Raw genomic sequence first — 16,752 nt, 5'->3', positions numbered from 1 at the left:
GCGCACCACCGCCCTGCCCGCCCCCGCCAGTTCTTCACCGTCTTCCCCGAGCGGCTCCTCCAGGAGAACCGAATGACACCAAGGAACGACAACACCGAGCTGCCTGCGAACGACTCGAACACCCCCGACTCCCCGGCCGGTCCCGGCGCCGCGGACGGAAGACTCAGCCGCCGCGGTCTCATCCGGTGGACCGGCGCCGGCCTCGGTGCGGCCGGCGCCGGTCTGCTGCCGGGCTTCGCCCCCAGCGCGCAGGCCGCCGAAGCCCGGCCGCAGCAGGCGTCCACGGCCGTCCCCGCCTCCTCCGGCAGCCGCTTCCCCGGCCCGGCGGCTCCGTCCTTCGAGCCGATCCGGCCCCCCGCCGTACCGCTGGCCGTGCGCTCGCCGTACCTGAGCACATGGCTGAACGCCGATCTGCCGACCGGCCACTGGCCGTCGTTCTGGACGGGCCGCACCACCGCCATGACCGGCGTCATCCGGGTCGACGGCACCAACTACCTGTTCCTGGGTGCGCCCAACGTCCCCGACCACCCGCTCTCCCGCGGCGCGGTGCAGCGCTCGCTGACCCTCACCGCGACCCGCTCGGAGTTCGTCTTCGAGGCGGGCGGCGCGGAACTGACCCTGACGTTCCTCTCCCCGGTCGAACCGGGCGACCTGCGCCGCCAGTCGATGCCGCTGTCGTACGTCATCGCGGACGTGCGCAGCTCCGACGGCCAGGCGCACGACGTCTCGCTGTACCTCGACATCTCCGGCGAGTGGGCCTCGGGCGATTCCGGGACGAAGATCCGCTGGTCCCAGCAGCGGCTGTCCGGCTCCGGCGGCACCACGGCGACCTCCCTGTCTTTCGCCCCGGACAGCCCCGGAGTCCTCAAGGAGAACGGCGACATGGCCTCCTGGGGAACCGTGGTGTGGAGCGCCACCGACCGCCCGGGGCTGAGCTGGCAGATCGGCTCGGACACCAGCGTCCGCGCCACCGCGCTGTCCGGACACGCGCTGGCCGACTCCGCCGACACCCGGCAGCCGCGCTCCATCAACGACAACTGGCCGGTCTTCGCCTTCCGCTTCGACCTCGGCAGCGTCCGCGACTCGACCCGCGCCCTGCTGTCGGTCGGGCACGTCCGCGAGCCCGCGGTCAGCTACCTCGGCGAGCAACTGCCCCCGCTGTGGAGGTCGTACTGGTCGAACTGGCAGGACATGACGGCCTTCTTCCACTCCGACGCGGCCGGGGCGCAGAAGCGCACCGCGGCCCTCGACCGCAAGGTCCGCACGGAGGCGACGGCCGCGGGCGGCGCGCAGTACGCCGCGCTGTGCGCGCTCGCCCTGCGGCAGGCGTACGCGGGCACCGAACTGGTCAGCAGGAAGGGCAGACCCTGGGCGTTCCTGAAGGAGATCTCCTCCGACGGCAACGTCTCGACCATCGACGTGACCTACCCGGCCATGCCGGTGTTCCTCTACCTGGACCCGCAGTACCTCGGCCTGCTCCTCGAACCGCTCTTCGACTACGCGGAGAACGGCGGCTGGCCCAAGAAGTTCGCCGAACACGACCTCGGCTCCAGCTACCCGAACGCAAGCGGGCACAACGACGGCAACGAAGAGGACATGCCGGTCGAGGAGTCCGCCAACATGCTGCTGATGACCGCCGCCTACCTGGCGCGCACCAGCTCCGCCACGGCCGCCGCGTTCGCCTCCGCGCACTACACGATCCTCAAGCAGTGGGCCGACTACCTCGTGGACAACGCCCTCGACCCGGGCTACCAGAACCAGACCGACGACTTCACCGGCTTCATCGCCCACAGCGCCAACCTCGCCCTGAAGGGCATCCTGGCCATCGGCGCCATGGGCCGGATCGCGACCGCGGCCGGCAACTCCTCCGACAGCTCCCGCTACGGCGGCACCGCCCGCGACTACATCGGCCAGTGGGTGGACAAGGCCCAGGACACCGGCAACGACCATCTCAGGCTCGCCTACGACCAGCCCGGCACCTGGAGCCTGAAGTACAACGGGTACCCGGACTCGCTCCTCGGGCTGAACCTCGTACCGCGCGACGTGGCCCACAAGGAGGGCGACTGGTACCTGGCGCAGGCCAACCAGTTCGGCGTCCCGCTCGACCCGCGGCACAGCTACACCAAGGGCGACTGGGAGATGTGGACGGCCGCGTGGCTGCGCGACCACCCCGTCAGCGACGTGCTGATCTCCGCGCTCTACCGGTTCGCGCACACCTCGCCGTCCCGCGTGCCGTTCACCGACTGGTACGACACCGCGGCGAACACCCAGAGCGGCTTCCAGAGCCGCCCGGTGGTCGGCGGCGTGTTCGCGCTGCTGAGCCTGCGCCGCTAGCAGGCCGCGGTCGCGTTGTTAGGGTGCGCGCATGTCAACGGTCAAGCAGTTCCAGGTCACCTTCGACTGCGCGGAACCCGAGCGCGTCGCTCGTTTCTGGTGCGAGGTGCTGGGGTATGTCGTGTCGCCGCCGAAGGGGTTCGCCACGTGGGACGACTTCGACCGCTCGCGGCCGCCCGAGGACCGGGGTTCGTGGTTCGCCTGCGCCGATCCCTCGGGCGTCGGCCCGCGACTGTTCTTCCAGCGGGTTCCCGAGGGGAAGGCCGTCAAGAACCGGGTCCATCTCGACGTGCGGGTGGGCACCGGGCTGGTGGGGGCGGAGCGCCTGGCCAGGCTCGAGGCCGAATGCGCACGGCTGGTCGCGCTCGGCGCGGTACGCGTGCAACTGCTGGCCGACGACAACGATTCGTGCATCGTGATGCAGGACGTCGAGGGCAACGAGTTCTGTCTCGACTGAGGGCCGGGGCGCGGAACGGATTCCGTATCGGGCGGGCGGTTCCGGGGAACTCGGGTCTGCGGGGCGGAGCCGCTGACCGGCGGAGGAGGTGCCGTTGCCGTGGACGACTGGGAGATGCACGACGACGTACGGCTGTCGCTGCGCGAACGGCTCGCGCTCGTGCGGATCGAGACGGACCTGCGGCGGGACCGCCGGTTCGCGCGCCGCATGAGTGGCGGCCGGCGGGAGGTGTGGCTGCCCGTCGCGGTGCTGCTGCTTGGGGCCGCGTCGGCGTTCGCGGCCGTCATGGGCGTCCGGACCTCGGACCCCGCACTGCTGTGCTGCTTCGCGATCCTCTGGCCGCTCACCCTCGTCCAGGCCTTCCGCCTCCTGTGCCGGACAGTACGACACCGCACCCACCAAGGAGAGTCCACGCGACCGTGGTTCTGAACGGGAGGCACCACTCGCGTCGCGGCATCCGGGGTTTGGCAGGGCCTGCGGGGAACGGGGGTGGAAGGGCCTGTGGGTAACGGGGATCGAGGCGAGGAGCGGTCGTGGAGGCCGACCCACACCGCTAGGGCGGGGCGGGCCCCACGCCGGGGCCGCACCGGAGTCCCCACACCCGGACCGCCCCGGTACCAGCCGGGCCGATCGGCTCCCCTCCGCAGCGTTCAGCACCGGCACCCGGCCGCACCGCTCTCCGCGCCTCATCGCCTGCCGGGACGGCACGTACCGCCCAGGCCCCTCAGCCCACGCCGGCGAGCCCGGGCCGGCAGGCCCGGCGCGGACCGCCCCGCGAGGTAGCGCCGCCCTCGCCCGGGCGCGCCACCCCGTCCCCGTACAGCCAGCCCCCGTGGCTGTCAGCTCTCGTGTTTGCCGCGGCCCGTCAGGGCGTCGCGCATGCGGTCGACCAGGCCGGCTCCGGGGGCCAGGAGCTTGTTGGCCGGGGGAGTGTCCGGGGCGGAGGGGTGCGGGCGGGTGGGGGCCGTCTTCTTCGCGCGGCGCACCTTGTCACCGAGGTCCATCAGCGCGTCGGGGGGACAGGCGGCCTCCAGCCGGGGGAAGAGGTTCTGCTCCTCGTCCGTGATGTGGGACCGGATCTCGCTCATCAGCTGCGTCATGAGCGAGTCGAAGCGCGGATCGTCCGCCTGGCAGCCCTCCAGGTCCTTCATGATCTGCTCGGCCTTGGCATGGTCCTCGAGCTCCTTGTCGGCCAGGGCGTCCCCGCCGGTGATGTGCTCGCGCACCGCCGGGTACAGATAGGCCTCCTCCGCGACCGAGTGCCGTACCAGCTCGATCGTGGCCTGGTCGGCCAGGTCCTTGCGCTCCTTGGAACCGGGCGGCAGCGCCTCGATGCGGCCGAAGATCTCCTCGACCTCGCGGTGATCGGTCGTCAGCTCCTGGATGACGTTTCCGCCGTGACCCATGTCCTTACCTCCTGCGAGACATCGCGGCGGCCCATGACGGCCTGCCGTCGCCGCGTCGAGTGCCCCCCGTGCGGCGCGCTACACGGCCCGCCCGCGCCGCGTCAGCCCATCGAGTGGCGGGCCGCGGCCGTCCGGCCCGGCTCCGACAGCACCCACCGCCACCAGTGGTCCAGCGCCTCCTCGCGCAGCTCCGCCGCGTCCACCAGCGCCGGCCAGCCCACCGCCCGCGCCTGGGCGGTGACCTTGGCGCCGCCCGCCACCGGGTCCACGGCGATCACCGGTGTGCCGGTGCGCAGGGCCAGCACCAGGCCGTGCAGCCGGGTGGTGACGACGAGGTCGCAGCGGGAGACCAGCGCCAGGAACTGCTCGGCCGTGCCGCACAGCCGCCAGTCGTCCGAGGCCAGCCGGGTGTCGGCCGGCATCCGCGCGCAGTCCTTCCCGGCCAGCCAGCCGGTGATCCCGGCGTTGACCTCCTCGTGGCGGCGGCGGGCACCGTACTCGCCCTGCCCGTGCGAGAGCACCACCGCGGCGACCGGCGGCAGCGGGCCCGCCGGGGCCGTGGCGGCGAGATCGTACCGGGCCGGGGCCGCGGCGCCGTCCCGGGCGACGATCTCATGGAAACCCGTGGCCGCGGGATCCGCCGGATCGACGACCGAAACCCCGGCTGCCAGTCGCCGACAGGTCCCGAACCTGGCATGCAGCGCGGCCACCTGAGGCCCGTGCACCGGCCCGCACACGAAGAGCAGGGTGTCGTACGCCTCCGGCCGCGCCGTCTCCAGCGACAGCGCGCCCGGCCGGAACCCGGGGCTCCACGCCGTGTCGTGCCGGATGCCCGCCCGGGTCAGCGCGGCCGACACCTGCCGCTCGGCGAGCACGTCCCCGGCGGTCGCCTCGCCGTCCCGGAAACTGAACCAGCCGGTCAGCAGGACGCGCCGCGGAGGCCGGCCGGGACGCCGCAGGGCGCCCAGCAGCGCGGCGGTGATCTCGTCGTGCATGCCCTCTCCCGCCCTGTCCGGGCCTCTCCCGCGGCCTGCGCCTGGCGTGGCGTGCGGTGCCGGACGTCTTCCGTGTGACGCCGGAGTCGCGCGAGTACCCGTGGTTCCGGAGAATAAGAATCCAACGTGTGAAACCAACTGGCAGGGGCACTCTGCTGCCAGTGCCGTCCAGCCAGCGGCGGCCGTACAGGGCGGTCCTCCGGACCAGCGGGACCCGAGCCCTGTCCCCGATCCCCGAGCGCGGGCCGACGAGCCCGGCCCGGCGACGCGGTACGCGCCGAACGCCCAGGCAGGAGCGTTCCCGGGGCGCGACGACGTGGACGAAGGAACAGCCCCCATGACTGGTGACACACCGTTTCCCTGGCGGCGCGCTCTCGTGACCGGCGGCGCCGGCTTCCTCGGCTCCCATCTGTGCGAACGGCTGCTGGATTCGGGGGTCGAAGTCGACTGCGCCGACAACCTGGTCTGCGGGCGGCGCGAGAACGTCACCCACCTCGGGGACCGGCCCGGTTTCCGGTTCGTCGAGGTGGACGTCTCCGCGTCCGACTGCGTGCGGCGCCTGCCGGGGCCGTACGACCTGGTGCTGCACTTCGCCTGCCCGGCCTCGCCCGCCGACTACCTGCGGCTGCCCCTGGAGACCCTCGACGCCGGCAGTCTCGGCACCCGCAACGCGCTCACGATCGCCGACCGCGACGGCGCGCGCTTCCTGCTCGCCTCCACCTCCGAGGTCTACGGCGACCCGCTGGTCCACCCGCAGCACGAGGGCTACTGGGGCAACGTGAACCCGGTCGGGCCGCGCAGCGTGTACGACGAGTCCAAGCGGTTCGCCGAGGCGCTGGTCACCGCCCACGCCGGAACCAGGGGCACCGACGCCGGGATCGTCCGGCTGTTCAACACCTACGGCCCGAGGATGCGGGCCCACGACGGCCGCGCGGTGCCCACCTTCATCTGCCAGGCGCTCGCCGGTGAACCGCTCACGGTGACCGGCGACGGCAGCCAGACCCGTTCGCTGTGCTACGTGGACGACACCGTCGACGGCATCCTGCGGGTGGCCGCGAGCAGGTCCGTGCGGCCGGTGAACATAGGCGGCAGCGACGAGATCACCGTCGCCGACCTGGCCCGCCGGGTGGTCGCCCTCACCGGCTCCCGCTCACCCATCGCGTTCGTCGACCGGCCCGTGGACGACCCCGGCCGGCGCCGCCCCGACACCGCCCTCGCCCGGGAACTGCTCGGCTGGTCGCCGCAGATCCCCTGGGAGGAGGGCCTGAAGCAGACCATCGCCTACTTCGCCGCGCAGCAGCCGCAGGACGAGCCGGCCACCACGCCCCCCGAAGGCGCGCCGGTGCGGGAGCCGGCCGCGCGGCCCCCGGGAGGCGCGCCCGCGTCGCAGCCCTGACCCCCGACCGCCCGCCGCCCAGGAGAGAGACACCGCATGCACGTCCTCGGTATCAACGCACTCTTCCACGACCCCGCGGCCGCTCTGATCACCGACGGCACGGTCGTGGCGGCGGCGGAGGAGGAGCGGTTCTCGCGCCGCAAGCACGGCAAACGGCCCGTGCCCTTCTCCGCGTGGGAGCTGCCGGAGCAGTCGGCCCGCTGGTGCCTGCAGCAGGCCGGCCTCACCCCGTCCGACCTGGACGCCGTCGCCTACTCCTACGACCCCGCGCTCGCCCGGCCCGCCGAGGCGATGGGCCTGACCGACCCCTGGGACCACCTCCGCCAGGAGTACGCCCGCCAGGCCCCCGGCTTCCTCGCCGAGGCCCTTCCCGGCCTCGACCCGGCCAAGGTGAGGTTCGTCCCCCACCACGTGGCGCACGCCGCCTCCGCCGGACCCGTCTCGCCGTACCCGGACTGCGCCGTGCTCGTCCTGGACGGCCGCGGCGAATGCGGCTCCCACCTGGCCGGCCGCTACACCGACCGCGAGCTGACCGTCCTGCGCACCCAGGAACTGCCCGACTCCCTCGGCCTGTTCTACGAGGACCTCACCCAGCACCTCGGATTCCTGCGCAGCAGCGACGAGTTCAAGGTGATGGCGCTCGCCTCCTACGGCACCCCGCGCTTCGCCGAGCGGCTGCGGGAGTACGTCCGCCCCGGCGACGACGGCGGGTTCCGGGCCCGGCCTGTGCCCTGGGCCGAGTTCGTCCCGCCGCGCCCGGCCGGCGGCTCCTGGAGCCAGGACCACGCCGACCTCGCCGCCAGCGCCCAGCTCTGCCTGGAGGAGGCCATGCTCGCCCTCGCCCGGTGGCTGCGCGAGCACACCGGCGAGGACGCCCTCACCCTGGCCGGCGGGGTCGCGCTGAACTGCGTCGCCAACACCCGGCTGTGGCGGGAGAGCGGCTTCGAGCACGTGTGGGTGCAGCCGGCCGCCGGAGACGCCGGTACGGCCCTCGGCGCGGCCGCCCATGTGGCGGGCCAGAAGGACACCCTGGAGCCGATGCCGACGGCCGCGCTCGGCCGGGGCTGGAGCGACGGCGAACTGCGGCAGTGGCTGGAGCGGGCCGCCGTACCGTACGAGGAGCCCGCAGACATCGCCGAGACCGCCGCCGAGGCGCTCGCCGCCGACGGGATCGTGGCCTGGTTCCAGGGCCGCAGCGAGTACGGGCCGCGCGCCCTCGGCCACCGCTCCCTGCTCGCCCACCCCGGCAAGGCGGAGAACCTGGAACGCCTCAACGCCGTCAAGGGACGCGAGGAGTTCCGGCCCGTCGCGCCCATGGTGCTCGCCGAGCGCGCCGCCGAGATCTTCGACGGCCCGCTGCCCAGCCCGCACATGCTCTTCGTGCACGACGTGGCCGCCGAATGGAAGGCCCGCATCCCGGCCGTCGTCCACGTCGACGGCACCGCGCGCATCCAGACCGTCGACCGCGCCCAGGAACCCCTGGTGGCCCGCGTGATCGACGGGTTCGAGCGGCGCACCGGGCTGCCCGTGGTCGTCAACACCAGCCTGAACACCGCCGGAAGGCCCATGGTCGACGACCCGCGCGACGCCCTGGAGTGCTTCGGCTCCGCACCCGTGGACCTGCTGGTGCTCGGCCCGTTCGCGGTCCGCCGCGGGAAGGCGTTCGCATGACCGGCGCGCCCGCCTACACCGTCGTCGTCCCGACGATCGGCCGCCCCTGCCTCGCCGAGTGCCTGCGCGCGCTCGCCGAGGCCGAGGGCCCCCCGCCGCACGAGGTGATCGTCGTCGACGACCGGCCCGCACCCGACGGCGCACTGCCGCTGGACGCGGCCGGGCCGCTGCGCGAACGGATACGCACCCTGCGCACCGGCGGCAAGGGCCCGGCCGCCGCCCGCAACGCCGGCTGGCGCACCGTCACCACCCCCTGGACGGTCTTCCTCGACGACGACGTCCAGGTGCTCCCGGACTGGTCCCGGCTGCTCGCCGAGGACCTGCGGGAGGCCGGGGAGGACGTCGGCGGCATCCAGGGGCAGCTGCATGTCCCCCTGCCCCTGGACCGCCGGCCCACCGACTGGGAACGAGGCACCAAGGGCCTGGAGAACGCCGCCTGGGCCACCGCCGACATGGCCTACCGCACCGACGCGCTCACCCGGGCCGGCGGCTTCGACGAGCGCTTCCCGCGCGCCTTCCGCGAGGACGCCGACCTCGCCCTGCGGGTGCAGCGGGCCGGCTGGACGCTGCACCGCGGCCGGCGCGTCACCCGCCACCCGGTGCGCCCCGCCCACTGGTGGGCCTCGCTGCCCGCCCAGCGCGGCAACGCCGACGACGCGCTGATGAACCGGCTGCACGGCCGCGACTGGTGGAGCCGCGCCGAGGCGCCCCGCGGCAGGCTGCCCCGCCACCTGGCCGTCACCGGCGCCGCGCTGGCCGCCGCCGGCTGCGCCCTCGCCGGCCGCCGCCGCGCCGCGGCCCTCTGCGCCGCCCTGTGGACGCTCGGCACCGCCGAGTTCGCCCTCGCCCGCATCCTGCCCGGCCCCCGCACCGCCCGCGAGATCGCCTCGATGGCCGGCACCAGCGTGCTCATACCGCCCCTCGCCGTCCGGCACTGGCTGCGCGGAGTGGTCCGCCACCGGCACGCCCGACCCCTGGGAGGCGCCGGATGACCGTGAGCGCCGTCCTGTTCGACCGCGACGGCACCCTCGTGGCGGACGTGCCCTACAACGGCGACCCCGACCGCGTCCGGCTGCTGCCCGGCGCCGCCGAGGCCGTCGCCCTCGCCCGGTCCCACGGCCTGGCCACCGGGGTGATCAGCAACCAGTCCGGCATCGGACGCGGACTGCTCACCGCCGACCAGGTCCACCGGGTCAACGAGCGCGCCGACACCCTGCTGGGCGGCCTGGACACCTGGGTGTTCTGCCCGCACGCCCCGGACGCCGGCTGCGACTGCCGCAAACCGCGCCCCGGACTGGTGCACACGGCCGCCGCGCACCTCGGCGTCCCGCCCGCCCGGTGCCTGGTGATCGGCGACATCGCCGCCGACGTGCTGGCGGCCCGCGCGGCGGGCGCCCGGGGGGTGCTCGTACCCAACCCGGCCACGGCGCCCGCGGAGGTGGCACGTTTCGCCGCGGACAGCGCCCCCGACCTGCTCACCGCCGTACGCGACGCGCTCGCGGCCGCCCCGGAGCAGGCGCGCCCGCTCCCGCCGCGGGCGGCGGTCCCGGAGGGGAGGCCGTCGCCATGAGGTCCCTCGTCGTCCGGCTCGACAGCTTCGGCGACGTGCTGCTCGCCGGCCCGGCCGTGCGCGCCGTCGCCGCCCACAGCACCCACGTCACCCTGCTGTGCGGGCCGCGCGGCGCCGACGCCGCGGAACTGCTGCCCGGCGTCGACGACGTGGTGGTCTGGGAGGCGCCCTGGGAGGGCTTCGACCCGCCGGACGTGGACCCGGAGGACATCGACGCGCTGGCCGCCCGGCTCCGCGCCGGCGCCTTCGACTCCGCGCTCGTCCTCACCTCCTTCCACCAGAGCCCCCTGCCCACCGCCCTGCTGCTGCGCCTCGCGGGCGTGCGCCGGATCGGCGCCGACAGCGTCGACCACCCCGGACGGCTGCTCGACGTACGGCACCGCAGGCTGCCCGGCCGGCACGAGGCGGAGGCGGCCCTGGACACCGCGGCCGCCATGGGCTTCCGGCTGCCCGCCGGGGACTGCGGCAGGCTGCGCGTCCTGCCGCCCCCCGACACCGGCTCCCTGACCGGCTACGGCCCGTACGTCGTCCTGCACCCCGGGGCCAGCGCCCCCGCCCGCGCCTGGAGCCCGCGGCGCTGCGCGGAGGCGGTCGGCCTGCTCACCGACGCCGGGCACCGCGTGGTCGTCACCGGCGGCCCGCACGAGCGGGTGCTCACCCGCTGCGTCAGCGGCGACCTGGCCGTCGACCTCGGAGGCCGCACCTCCCCGCGCACCCTGGCCGGCGTGCTGCGCATGGCCGACGTCGTGATCAGCGCCAACACCGGACCCGCCCACCTCGCCGCCGCCGTCGGCACCCCCGTGGTGTCCCTGTTCGCGCCGGTGGTGCCCGCCGAGCGCTGGGCGCCGTACGGCGTGCCCACCATCCTGCTCGGCGACCAGTCGGCGCCGTGCGCGAACTCCCGGGCCCTGACCTGTCCCGTGCCCGGACACCCCTGCCTGGACGAGGTCACCGGGCAGGACGTGGTGCGCGCGGTGCACAAGCTCATCCAGGAGCGGCACTCATGAACATCCTCGTCTGGCACGTGCACGGATCGTGGCTCACCGCCTTCGTGCAGGGCCCGCACACCTACCTGGTCCCGGTCACCGAGGACCGCGGACCCGACGGGCTCGGCCGCGCCGTGACCTGGGACTGGCCGCGGACCGTCGAGGAACGCACCCCGGAGCAGCTCCGGGACGCCGACATCGACCTGATGGTGCTGCAGCGGCCGCACGAACTCGACCTGGCCCTGCGCTGGACCGGCCGCCGGCCCGGCGTGGACGTGCCCGCCGTGTACGTCGAGCACAACAGCCCCGACGAGACACCCGAACGCCAGCCCCACCCGCTGGCCGCGCAGTCCGCGATCCCGGTCGTGCACGTCACCCACTTCAACCGGCTCATGTGGGACAGCGGCCGGGCCCCGACCGAGGTCGTCGAGCACGGCATCATCGACCCCGGCCCGCTGTACACCGGCACCGAGCGGCGCGCCGCCGTCGTGGTCAACGAACCTGTGCGCAGGGGCCGCACCACCGGCACCGACCTGCTGCCCCGGTTCGCCCGCTGCGCACCCCTGGACGTCTTCGGCATGCGCACCGAAGGGCTCGCCGACCACCTCGGCCTGCCGCCCGGACGCTGCCGCACCCGTGACCTGCCCCAGCACGAGCTGCACCGGGAGATGGCCCGCTGCCGCCTCTATCTGCACCCCGTGCGCTGGACCTCGCTCGGGCTGTCGCTGCTGGAGGCGATGTTCCTGGGCATGCCGGTGGTCGCCCTCGACACCACCGAGGTGCGCGAGGCGGTCCCCGACGGCGCCGGGGTGGTGTCGAACCGCCTCGACGTACTGGAGGACGCCGTACGCGCCTTTCTCGCCGACCCCGCGCTCGCCCGCCGCACCGGCGCGGCCGCCCGGGCGGCGGCACAGGCCCGCTACGGAGAGCGGCGCTTCCTCGACGACTGGGAGCGCCTGATCAAGGAGGTCACCCGATGAGCCGTACCCGCCACCCGGCCGGGCGCGTCGCCATGGTGTCCGAGCACGCCAGCCCGCTGGCCGCGCTCGGCGGACCCGACGCCGGCGGCCAGAACGTGTACGTCGCCCAGGTCGCCCGGCAACTCGCCAGAAAGGGACACCGGGTCACGGTGTACACCCGGCGGGACTCGGCGGACCTGCCGGACCGGGTGACCCTCGACGACGGGGTGCAGGTGGTGCACGTGCCCGCCGGGCCGCCCACCCCCGTCCCCAAGGACGAACTCCTGCCGCACATGAGCGAGTTCGGCGCCTTCCTGGCCCAGGAGTGGTCGCTGAGCCCACCGGACGTGGTGCACGCCCACTTCTGGATGTCCGGCCTGGCCGCCCTCGCCGGGGCCCGTGAGACGGGCGTACCGGTCGTGCAGACCTACCACGCGCTCGGCACCGTGAAGAAGCGCTATCAGGGTGCCTCGGACACCAGCCCGCCGCAGCGCCTCGCCATAGAGGAGGCCGTCGGCCACGACTGCGCGCGCATCATCGCCACCTGCAGCGACGAGGTCGCCGAGCTGAAGGCCATGGGCCTGGACGAGGACCGGATCAGCATCGTGCCCTGCGGCGTCGACCCCGACCAGTTCCGGCCCGCCGCGCGGCTGCGGCCCGCCGGCGCCCGCAAACGGCTGCTGTCCGTCGGCCGGCTGGTGCCCCGCAAGGGCTTCGACCGCGCCATCCGCGCCCTCGCCGCCATTCCCGACGCCGAACTGGTCGTCGCCGGCGGCCCCGAGGCCGGCCTGCTCGGCACCGACCCCGAGGCCCGCCGCCTGTCCGCGATCGCCGCCGAGTACGGCGTCGCCGACCGCGTCACCCTGCTCGGCGCGGTGGGCCGGGACCGGATGCCCGCCCTGATGGCCGACGCCGACCTCGTGCTGTCACTGCCGCGCTACGAGCCGTTCGGCATCGTCCCGCTGGAAGCCATGGCCTGCGCCACCCCGGTCGTCGCCACCGCCGTCGGCGGCCAGCTCGACACGGTCGTGGACGGCACCACCGGCGTCCTGGTGCCGGCCGACGAGGACTACGACCTCGGGCCGGCCGTGCGCGCCCTCCTCGCCGACCCCGAACGGCTCGCCCGGTACGGGGCCGCCGGCCGGCGGCGCGTGCTGACCCACTACACATGGGACCGGGTGGCCGACGGCGTGGCCGCGGTGTACGGCGCCGTCTCCTCGATCCCCTCGCTCTCGGGAGTGGTGCGATGAAGACCGACAGCGACACCAAGACCGCCGTGGACACCGAGGTGGGCGCCACTCACTGCGACGACCTCGCGAAGGCCCTGGACGCCTTCCGCGGCCACGGCCCCCTCATCGAACGCTGGGGCGGCGAACTCGCCCGCAGGCTGGGCGCCGGAGCCCGGCTGCTCGTCGCCGGCAACGGCGGCAGCGCCGCCCAGGCCCAGCACCTGACCGCCGAACTCGTCGGCCGCTACCGCGACGACCGGCCGCCGTTCTCCGCGGTCGCCCTGCACGCCGACACCTCCTCCACCACCGCGATCGCCAACGACTACGGCGTCCAGGAGGTGTTCGCCCGGCAGACCGCAGCGCACGGCCGCCGCGGGGACGTGCTCATGCTGCTGTCCACCAGCGGCGCGAGCGCCAACCTGCTGGCCGCCGCCGACTGCGCCCACCGCCTGGGCATGACGGTGTGGGCGCTGACCGGCCGCGCCCCCAACCCGCTCCAGCTCGGCGCCGACGAAGCCCTGTGCGTGGACGCGCCGGTGGCCGCCACCGTGCAGGAACTCCACCTGGTCGCCGTGCACATGCTGTGCGAGGCGTTCGACCAGGCCGTCGAGCGCGGAGCGGCCGGTAGGGCCGGCGGCGACGGGGTGGACGGCAGGCCGGGCGTCGTCGGCCGGCTCGTCGGCCGGGCCCGCACCGTCGCGCCCGCCGCGCACCGGAAGGGACAGACATGACGAGCACCCGCACCCCTCTGGTCGTCGTCGGCGACGCACTGCTCGACCACGACCTGTGCGGCCGGGCCGAGCGTCTGGCCCCGGACGCCCCCGTCCCGGTGGTGCACGGCGCCCGGCGCAGCTCCCGCCCCGGCGGCGCGGCCCTCGCCGCCTGCCTCGCCGCCGCGGACGGCCGCCCGGTCACGCTCGTCACCGCGCTCGGCGACGACAGCGCCAGCCAGACCCTGCGCGAGCTGCTCGCCGGCCGGGTCGAACTGGTGGAGGTGCCCCTGGACGGCACGCTGAGCAGCAAGACCCGTGTCCTGGCCGGGGACCGGCCGCTGCTCCGCCTGGACGACGGCGAGGGACGCGCCCGCGCGGCGACGGGGGCCGCCGAGGACGCGATCACCGGCGCCCGCGGCATCCTGGTCGCCGACTACGGCCGGGGCACGGCCGACGTCCTGCGGGACGCCCTTGCCCGGACGCCGGCCCCCGTGGTCTGGGACCCCCACGTACGCGGCCTCCCCCCGGTCCCCGGCGTCCGCCTGGTCACACCCTCGGCGCAGGAGGCCCGCACCTTCGCCCGGCACTTGACCGACGACGCCGGGTCCTCCGAGGCGAGCGGCACCGGGAGGACAGGCGGGCAGGGAGGGATCACCGACCCCGGCGAGCCGGGAGGCCCCGGGGCGGCGGGGGGCGGGTCCGGCGGGATCGAGGGGGCTGAGGGCATGGGTGGGTTGGAGGGCCCGGACGGGTCCCACGGGGTTCTCGGCTCCGGTGAGTCCGGCGACGAGGAGGGGCTGGGCGCCGCCGCGCGGGACGCCCGCACCCTCGTCCGGGCCTGGCGGGCGCGGGCCGTCGCCGTGACCCTCGGCGAGCGCGGCGCGCTGCTCTCCCACGGTGCGACCCCGCTGCTGGTGCCTACCCCGGCCGCCGTGGCGGGCGACCCGTGCGGCGCCGGCGACCGGTTCGTGGCGACCGCCGCCGGCCTGCTCGCCGACGGCGCGCTCACCGAGGCCGCCGTCCAGGCCGCCGTACATGCCGCGACCCGGTATGTCGCCGAGGGCGGCGCCCGCGCGGTCGCCACCGCCGGGCAGCCGGACCCGCCCGAGGCCCCGCCCGGGGACGGCGACACCACCGGCGACGCCGTGCGCACGGCGGCCCGGGTGCGGAGCGCGGGCGGCACCGTCGTCGCCGCCGGCGGCTGCTTCGACCTGCTGCACGCCGGGCACGTGGCCCTCCTTCAGGCCGCGCGCCGGGCCGGCGACTGCCTGATCGTCTGCGTGAACTCCGACGACTCGGTGGGCCGCCGCAAGGGCGCCGGCCGCCCCCTGGTGCCCGTCGCCGACCGGGTCAGGGTGCTGCGCGCACTGGAGTGCGTGGACGCCGTCGCCGTGTTCGACGAGGACACGCCGGAACGCATCCTCGGCGAACTCCGCCCGCACATCTGGGCGAAGGGCGGCGACTACGCCCGTACCGAGCTTCCGGAACAGCCCCTCGTGGAGAGCTGGGGCGGCCAGGTGCTGCTGCTGCCGTACCTCGACGGCCGCTCCACCACCGGCCTGGCCCGCCGCGCCGCCCAGAGCCCGAGCCCGGCCACAGGCCGCACAAGGTGACCGCCGGCGCCGCACTGAGTCCCGGCCCCGGCCCGCCGCATGCCGTCCCCGCCCACGCGGCCGTAGACCACCGGCAAGGCGTCGGCCGCTCGTCGCGTGGTACCCGCCCGTTCGTTGAGTCCCGGCTCCCGCACCCTTCGGAGGACCCATCCGGTGACCCGCACCCCGCACCGCCCCCCGACCGTTCTGGTCCTGCGCGCCCTGGGCCTCGGTGATCTGCTCACCGGTGTGCCCGCGTTGCGCGGTGTGCGCCGGGCCTGTCCCGGGCACCGGATCGTGCTCGCCCTGCCGCCGGGGCTGACCGAGGCGGCCCTCGCCACCGGCGCGGTCGACGCCGTGTTCCCGGCCGAGGCGCCGGAACGGGCGGTGCCGTCCCTCACGCACTGGGCCGGACCGCCGCCCGACCTGGCGGTCGACCTGCACGGCAACGGCCCCGAGAGCCGCGACGCCCTCGCCGCGCTGCACCCGCGCCGGCTGCTCGCGCACGCCTGCCCGGACGGCCCGCCCTGGCAGGCACAGGCCCACGAACGGGACCGCTGGTGCGCCTTCCTGCGGGCCTACGGCATCCCGGCCGACCCCCTGGACCTGCGCCTCCCCGAGCCGGACACGCCGTCACCGGCGCCCGGCGCCGTGGTCGTGCATCCCGGCGCGGCCTCCGGCTCCCGCCGCTGGCCGGGGGAGCGGTACGCCGCCGTCGTACGGTGCCTGCGCGCCGCCGGCCACCGCGTGGTGCTCACCGGCGGCCCCGGCGAGGAGGCCCTGGTGCGTTCGGTCGCCGAGCGCAGCGGACAGCCCGCCGGCGACGTGCTCGCCGGCGGCCTGCCGTACGGGGAGCTGTCCGCGCTGGTCGCCGGGTCGTCCCTCGTGCTCAGCGGCGACACCGGCCCGGCGCATCTCGCGGTCGCCCACGGCACCCCCTCGGTCACCCTGTTCGGCCCCGTCTCCCCGCGCCTGTGGGGCCCGCCCCCGAGCCCCCGCCACCTGGCCCTGTGGAAGCCCGGCCCGCCCGGCGACCCGCACGGCCGCACCCCCGACGCCCGCCTGCTGCGCATCCGCTCCGGCGAGGTCGCCGCGGCCTGCCTGACCCTGCTGCGGCCGGTCCGCGACGGCGCCCCCGACGCCCGACCGGAGGTGGCGCATGTCCACTGAGTCCGTGCCCGGCACCGTCCGTGGGGCCGTTGCCGCGTGAGGTTCGCGGGTCGGTGGCGGCGTCATCGCTCGCGCCGGGTCGGCCGGCCTGCTGGGCGGGTCGGGTGTCCGAGGGGAGGTGGCGCATGTCCACTGAGTCCGTGCCCGGCACCGCCCGCGGGGCCGTTGCCGCGTGGGGTTCGCGGGTCGGTGGCGGCGTCATCGCTCGCGCCGGGTCGGCCGGCCTGCTGGGCGGGTCGGGTGTCCGAGGGGAGGTGGCGCATGTCCACTGAGT

15 protein-coding genes are annotated in these 16,752 nt (G+C 75.4%); 13 read left to right on the top strand and 2 right to left on the bottom strand.

Going from position 1 to position 16,752, the window contains the following annotated elements; all coding sequences use genetic code 11:
• Window positions 1–72: 72 nt before the first annotated feature.
• From ACGFZN_RS03520 to ACGFZN_RS03510, 3 genes are all read left to right on the top strand, one after another.
• Window positions 73–2,334: a glutaminase domain-containing protein gene (locus ACGFZN_RS03520; protein ID WP_393856805.1), complete on the top strand. Its 2,262-nt coding sequence runs from the start codon at window positions 73–75 to the stop codon at window positions 2,332–2,334.
• A gap of 31 nt (window positions 2,335–2,365) precedes the next feature.
• A complete protein-coding gene (locus ACGFZN_RS03515; protein WP_393856804.1) occupies window positions 2,366–2,791 on the top strand; it encodes a VOC family protein in 426 nt (141 codons plus the stop codon).
• Between the two features lie 99 nt (window positions 2,792–2,890).
• The gene (locus ACGFZN_RS03510; protein WP_393856803.1) at window positions 2,891–3,220 is read left to right on the top strand and encodes a DUF3040 domain-containing protein; all 330 of its coding nucleotides are present in this window, start codon (window positions 2,891–2,893) and stop codon (window positions 3,218–3,220) included.
• A gap of 410 nt (window positions 3,221–3,630) precedes the next feature.
• Here ACGFZN_RS03510 and ACGFZN_RS03505 read toward each other — a convergent pair whose 3' ends face one another.
• Window positions 3,631–4,197, bottom strand: coding sequence for a hemerythrin domain-containing protein (locus ACGFZN_RS03505; protein WP_393856802.1), 567 nt, complete (start codon window positions 4,195–4,197; stop codon window positions 3,631–3,633).
• Window positions 4,198–4,298: 101 nt separating this feature from the next.
• On the bottom strand, window positions 4,299–5,192 hold the full coding sequence (locus ACGFZN_RS03500; protein WP_393856801.1) for a polysaccharide pyruvyl transferase family protein: 894 nt from the start codon (window positions 5,190–5,192) through the stop codon (window positions 4,299–4,301).
• Window positions 5,193–5,529: 337 nt separating this feature from the next.
• On the opposite strand from ACGFZN_RS03500, the gene ACGFZN_RS03495 reads away from it, so the two are divergent.
• The 10 genes from ACGFZN_RS03495 to ACGFZN_RS03450 all read left to right on the top strand — a co-directional run bounded on the left by ACGFZN_RS03495 (window position 5,530) and on the right by ACGFZN_RS03450 (window position 16,478).
• Complete coding sequence (locus tag ACGFZN_RS03495; RefSeq protein ID WP_393856800.1) at window positions 5,530–6,588, top strand: NAD-dependent epimerase/dehydratase family protein; 1,059 nt, start codon at window positions 5,530–5,532, stop codon at window positions 6,586–6,588.
• 36 nt (window positions 6,589–6,624) lie between these two features.
• A complete protein-coding gene (locus ACGFZN_RS03490) occupies window positions 6,625–8,259 on the top strand; it encodes a carbamoyltransferase (RefSeq protein ID WP_393856799.1) in 1,635 nt (544 codons plus the stop codon).
• Entirely contained in the window at window positions 8,256–9,251 is a 996-nt protein-coding gene (locus ACGFZN_RS03485; RefSeq protein ID WP_393856798.1) for a glycosyltransferase family 2 protein, read from the top strand. Before ACGFZN_RS03490 ends, ACGFZN_RS03485 begins: the two co-directional genes overlap by 4 nt.
• Window positions 9,248–9,829: a D-glycero-alpha-D-manno-heptose-1,7-bisphosphate 7-phosphatase gene (locus ACGFZN_RS03480; protein ID WP_393856797.1), complete on the top strand. Its 582-nt coding sequence runs from the start codon at window positions 9,248–9,250 to the stop codon at window positions 9,827–9,829. Before ACGFZN_RS03485 ends, ACGFZN_RS03480 begins: the two co-directional genes overlap by 4 nt.
• Entirely contained in the window at window positions 9,826–10,836 is a 1,011-nt protein-coding gene (locus ACGFZN_RS03475) for a glycosyltransferase family 9 protein (RefSeq protein ID WP_393856796.1), read from the top strand. Before ACGFZN_RS03480 ends, ACGFZN_RS03475 begins: the two co-directional genes overlap by 4 nt.
• A complete protein-coding gene (locus ACGFZN_RS03470) occupies window positions 10,833–11,795 on the top strand; it encodes a glycosyltransferase (protein WP_393856795.1) in 963 nt (320 codons plus the stop codon). The genes ACGFZN_RS03475 and ACGFZN_RS03470 overlap by 4 nt, the downstream gene beginning before the upstream one ends.
• The gene (locus ACGFZN_RS03465; protein ID WP_393856794.1) at window positions 11,792–13,024 is read left to right on the top strand and encodes a glycosyltransferase; all 1,233 of its coding nucleotides are present in this window, start codon (window positions 11,792–11,794) and stop codon (window positions 13,022–13,024) included. The genes ACGFZN_RS03470 and ACGFZN_RS03465 overlap by 4 nt, the downstream gene beginning before the upstream one ends.
• The gene (locus ACGFZN_RS03460) at window positions 13,021–13,734 is read left to right on the top strand and encodes an SIS domain-containing protein (RefSeq protein ID WP_393856793.1); all 714 of its coding nucleotides are present in this window, start codon (window positions 13,021–13,023) and stop codon (window positions 13,732–13,734) included. The genes ACGFZN_RS03465 and ACGFZN_RS03460 overlap by 4 nt, the downstream gene beginning before the upstream one ends.
• Window positions 13,731–15,329, top strand: a complete 1,599-nt coding sequence (locus ACGFZN_RS03455) for a PfkB family carbohydrate kinase (RefSeq protein WP_393856792.1) — start codon at window positions 13,731–13,733, stop codon at window positions 15,327–15,329. Before ACGFZN_RS03460 ends, ACGFZN_RS03455 begins: the two co-directional genes overlap by 4 nt.
• Window positions 15,330–15,482: 153 nt before the next feature.
• On the top strand, window positions 15,483–16,478 hold the full coding sequence (locus tag ACGFZN_RS03450; RefSeq protein ID WP_393856791.1) for a glycosyltransferase family 9 protein: 996 nt from the start codon (window positions 15,483–15,485) through the stop codon (window positions 16,476–16,478).
• Window positions 16,479–16,752: the final 274 nt, after the last annotated feature.

The sequence above is a fragment of the Streptomyces sp. NPDC048192 genome (genome assembly GCF_043202415.1).
Classification (GTDB): Bacteria; Actinomycetota; Actinomycetes; order Streptomycetales; family Streptomycetaceae; genus Streptomyces.
Note: the sequence above shows the minus strand (reverse complement) of the source record. Positions and strands in the feature narration are given on the sequence as shown.